5 protein-coding genes are annotated in these 4521 nt (G+C 67.9%); all 5 read left to right on the forward strand.

The genetic code is table 11. The annotated features are described in order from the left end of the window. Positions 1 to 486: 486 nt before the first annotated feature. The gene (locus tag ACJ73U_RS29725) at positions 487 to 1128 is read left to right on the forward strand and encodes a zinc ribbon domain-containing protein (RefSeq protein ID WP_407781036.1); all 642 of its coding nucleotides are present in this window, start codon (positions 487 to 489) and stop codon (positions 1126 to 1128) included. A gap of 16 nt (positions 1129 to 1144) precedes the next feature. Further along, positions 1145 to 1741, forward strand: coding sequence for a DinB family protein (locus tag ACJ73U_RS29730; RefSeq protein ID WP_407781037.1), 597 nt, complete (start codon positions 1145 to 1147; stop codon positions 1739 to 1741). A gap of 468 nt (positions 1742 to 2209) precedes the next feature. Continuing rightward, a complete protein-coding gene (gene rpsL, locus ACJ73U_RS29735; protein ID WP_133906284.1) occupies positions 2210 to 2584 on the forward strand; it encodes a 30S ribosomal protein S12 in 375 nt (124 codons plus the stop codon). Continuing rightward, complete coding sequence (gene rpsG / locus ACJ73U_RS29740; protein ID WP_324920834.1) at positions 2584 to 3054, forward strand: 30S ribosomal protein S7; 471 nt, start codon at positions 2584 to 2586, stop codon at positions 3052 to 3054. Before rpsL ends, rpsG begins: the two co-directional genes overlap by 1 nt. A 68-nt stretch (positions 3055 to 3122) precedes the next feature. Next, positions 3123 to 4521 (forward strand): elongation factor G (fusA, locus tag ACJ73U_RS29745; RefSeq protein WP_407781038.1); only part of this gene is annotated, 1399 nt, incomplete at its 3' end.

Below are 4521 nucleotides of genomic sequence, written 5' to 3' on the forward strand. Positions count from 1 at the left end.
GGCGGAGGCTCGCGGGTCAAGGGTGACGGCCGCCAGGCCGTCATCGGGCGAAGCCCGACGCCGAAGGCGCCCTTGACGCGTGAGTCGCCGCCCGTACAATCCCGCCACCACCACCGAACACTTAGGACGCAGCGCGCACCACCAAACCCCACGGGACCCGCGGACGCTGCGCGCATCACCGAACCCACCAAACCCCGAGGCCGCAGCGCGCACCACCGCCCACCAAACCCGGAGACCGCAGCGCACACCATCGAACCCGCGAAACACCTCAGGACGCGCCCAACCAACCACCGAGCCCGTCGAGCCCGCCGAGCACGGAGGACGAGGGCACCGAGCCCGCCAAACGCACCGAAGACACGGCACGCACTACCGAGAGACGCGGCACCCGACCGCACATACAGCACAAAGGCCCCGCGAGACCTCTCCCACGCCCCCCATCTGGCCACTAAGCCTCCACGCGCGCGGATCCGATGATAGTTTCCGACCGTGCCTACCCCGGTTCCGTTCACGGACAACGTGCGCGACCTGTCCAACTACGACGGGTATCAGTTCGAGTTCCACTGCGAGCGCTGCGGCAACGGTTTCCGCTCCGCGTACGTGCGCGACAAGATGGAGATGGGCCGCGGCGCGTTGCGCGCGGTGGGTTCCTTCTTCGGCGGCAAGCTCCAGGATCTGAGCCACTCCGCGGACCAGTGGCGCTACGACCGCGCGACGAACTCGCCGGCCAAGGACAAGGCGCTGGCCGCCGCGGTCCAGGAGATCGCTCCGAGCTTCCGCCAGTGCCGCGGCTGCGGTGACTGGATGTGCGCGGCCCAGTGCTGGAACGACGAGATCGGCCAGTGCCTGCGCTGCTCGCCGAGCGTCGCGGAGGAGATCTCCCGCGCCCAGGCGGAGGCCCAGCGCCGCCAGATCTGGGACAAGGCGGGCGAGGCGAACTGGACCGGCGACCTCGACCTGGCCACCCGCGCGAAGCTGAACTGCCCGTCGTGCGGCAGCAAGGTCGACGGCGGCAAGTTCTGCTCGTCCTGCGGCTCGCCCCTCGCGGTGGTCGCCAACTGCGGCGGCTGCGGCTCGACGGCGAACAAGCCGGGTGCGGTCTTCTGCTCGGACTGCGGCTCGCGCCTGTAGGCCCGCTTAACGCACCGTGAAGCAACTGTCGCTGGTGCCCGCCGCCGCGGACCCCGATCCTGGCGCCATGGAGATCGTTCCCGACACCAAGGACTGGACCTGGGTACTCGACCGCCCTTGCCCGGAGTGCGGCCTGGCCACCAGCACCATCGACCGCGACGACATCCCGGGCCTGCTGCGGGCGAACGCGGCCGCCTGGCGGGAGGTCCTCGCGCGGCCGGACGCCAGGGCCCGCCCGAATCCGACCACCTGGTCACCACTGGAGTACGCGGCCTACGTCCGCGACGTCTGCCGCGTCTACACCGAGCGCCTGCACCTCATGCTCACCCAGGACGCCCCGCACTACCCGAACTGGGACCAGGACGCCACCGCCGTCGAGGACCGCTACGCCGAGCAGGACCCGGTCACGGTGGCGAGGGAGCTGTCAGCCGCGGCGGAGCACCTGGCCACCCGCTTCACCGAGGTGACCGGCGACCAGTGGCTCCGCCGCGGCACCAGGAGTGACGGCGCCCACTTCACGGTGGACACCTTCGCCCGCTACTTCATCCACGACCCGATTCACCACCTGCACGACGCCGCCGGCGCCACGTCGCCCACCGGAACGTCCAGCTGAACAACTACGCGCGCCCGTCGAGCTGGACGTCGTGCGCCGCAGCGGGGGAGAGGGGGCGCCGGCCTCCGGGCACGGCGCTTGACGTAACCTGGGTGCAGCACGGTCGATGTGTTCCGCGCACTGCCCGTGACCAGGGACGACGTTGCCAGCAAGGCTGTCCCCCGAGCCGGGAACAGAGACGACCGGCGGCGCGTTGAACCGTAGGCCGACCCCGGTTTTGACCGCTTCCGGGGCGCCAGGTATCTTGGGAACTCGCGCCCGGCCTATGTCGGGTCGATCCGCGTGCCTGTGCGCGGAGTCCGTGCCAACGGACACCTCGCAGTAACCGCGGAGTTCCTTCCGAGCCTCGTAGGGATGATTCAATCCCGCGCGAGCGTTACTGGGAAGGGCGACACGCCCGACCTCGTGATACGGCGGGGGCGCCAACAACAAGGCAATAGCAGCAGTACACCAGGAGAAAGCCGGTCCATGCCCACGATCCAGCAGCTGGTCCGTAAGGGCCGCCAGGACAAGGTCGCCAAGCAGAAGACTGCGGCCCTCAAGGGGAGCCCGCAGCGGCGTGGCGTGTGCACCCGCGTGTACACCACCACCCCCAAGAAGCCGAACTCCGCGCTGCGCAAGGTCGCACGCGTCAAGCTGACCAGCGGCATCGAGGTCACGGCCTACATTCCGGGCGAGGGCCACAACCTGCAGGAGCACTCGATGGTGCTCGTGCGTGGCGGCCGTGTGAAGGACCTTCCTGGTGTTCGCTACAAGATCATCCGTGGGTCGCTGGACACGCAGGGCGTGAAGAACCGCAAGCAGGCCCGCAGCCGCTACGGTGCGAAGAAGGAGAAGGCCTGATGCCTCGCAAGGGACCCGCCGCCAAGCGACCGCTGATCACCGACCCGGTCTACAGCTCACCGCTGGTCACGCAGCTGATCAACAAGGTGCTCCGGGACGGCAAGCGTTCGGTCGCGGAGAAGATCGTGTACCAGGCGCTCGAAGGTGCCCGCGACAAGACCGGCACCGACCCGGTGGTCACGCTCAAGCGTGCGCTCGACAACGTCAAGCCGACCATCGAGGTGAAGAGCCGCCGCGTCGGTGGTGCCACCTACCAGGTGCCGATCGAGGTCAAGCCGGGCCGCTCCACGACGCTGGCGCTGCGCTGGCTGGTGACCTTCTCCCGCGCACGGCGCGAGAAGACCATGACCGAGCGGCTCATGAACGAGCTGCTCGACGCGAGCAACGGCCTCGGGGCGAGCGTGAAGCGCCGCGAGGACACGCACAAGATGGCGGAGTCCAACAAGGCCTTCGCCCACTACCGCTGGTGACGACAGGCGTCCGAACAGACCGCTCAGGTCGTACCAACGCTGATTGATATAGACAGGGGAAGAGACCCGTGGCACAGGACGTGCTGACCGACTTGGCCAAGGTGCGCAACATCGGCATCATGGCCCACATCGACGCGGGCAAGACCACGACGACCGAGCGGATCCTGTTCTACACCGGGATCAACTACAAGATCGGCGAGGTGCACGACGGCGCCGCGACGATGGACTGGATGGAGCAGGAGCAGGAGCGCGGCATCACGATCACGTCGGCCGCGACGACCTGCTTCTGGAAGGACCACCAGATCAACCTGATCGACACGCCGGGACACGTCGACTTCACCGTCGAGGTGGAGCGGAACCTGCGCGTGCTCGACGGTGCGGTCGCGGTCTTCGACGGCAAGGAAGGTGTCGAGCCGCAGTCCGAGCAGGTCTGGCGGCAGGCGACCAAGTACGACGTCCCGCGCATCTGCTTCGTCAACAAGATGGACAAGCTGGGTGCGGACTTCTACTTCACCATCCGGACCATCTCCGAGCGTCTCGGTGCGAAGCCCCTGCCTCTCCAGCTGCCCATCGGCGCGGAGAGCGACTTCATCGGTGTCATCGACCTGGTGAACATGCGCGCGCTCACGTGGCGTGGCGAGGTCCAGAAGGGCGAGGACTACGCGGTCGAGGAGATCCCGGCCGACCTGGTCGAGCGGGCCAACGAGTACCGCGAGCAGCTGATCGAGGCGGTCGCCGAGACCGACGACGAGCTCATGGAGCTCTACCTCGGCGGCGAGGAGCTCACCGTCGAGCAGATCAAGCAGGGCGTCCGCACGATCGTTCGGGAAGGCACGGCCTACCCGGTGCTGTGCGGCTCGGCGTTCAAGAACAAGGGCGTCCAGCCCATGCTCGACGCGGTGATCGACTACCTGCCCGCGCCGACGGACCTCCCGCCGGTCGAGGGCACGCTGCAGGACGGCGAGACGCCGGCCTTCCGCAAGCCACGCACCGACGAGCCGTTCGCGGCGCTGGCCTTCAAGATCGCCGTGCACCCGTTCTTCGGCAAGCTGACCTACATCCGGGTCTACTCCGGCAAGGTGGCCAGCGGCGCCCAGGTCATCAACTCGACCAAGGACCGCAAGGAGCGCATCGGGAAGATCTTCCAGATGCACGCCAACAAGGAGAACCCGGTCGGCGAGGCCATGGCGGGTCACATCTACGCGGTGATCGGCCTGAAGGACACCACCACCGGTGAGACCCTGTGCGACCCGGCGAACCCCATCGTCCTCGAGTCGATGACGTTCCCGGAGCCGGTCATCCAGGTGGCCATCGAGCCGAAGACCAAGGCCGACCAGGAGAAGCTGTCGACCGCGATCCAGAAGCTCGCCGAGGAGGACCCGACCTTCCGGGTCAACCAGGACGAGGAGACGGGTCAGACGATCATCGCCGGCATGGGCGAGCTCCACCTGGACATCCTGGTGGACC

The sequence above is a fragment of the Actinophytocola sp. genome (assembly GCF_045807065.1).
Classification (GTDB): Bacteria; Actinomycetota; Actinomycetes; order Mycobacteriales; family Pseudonocardiaceae; genus Actinophytocola.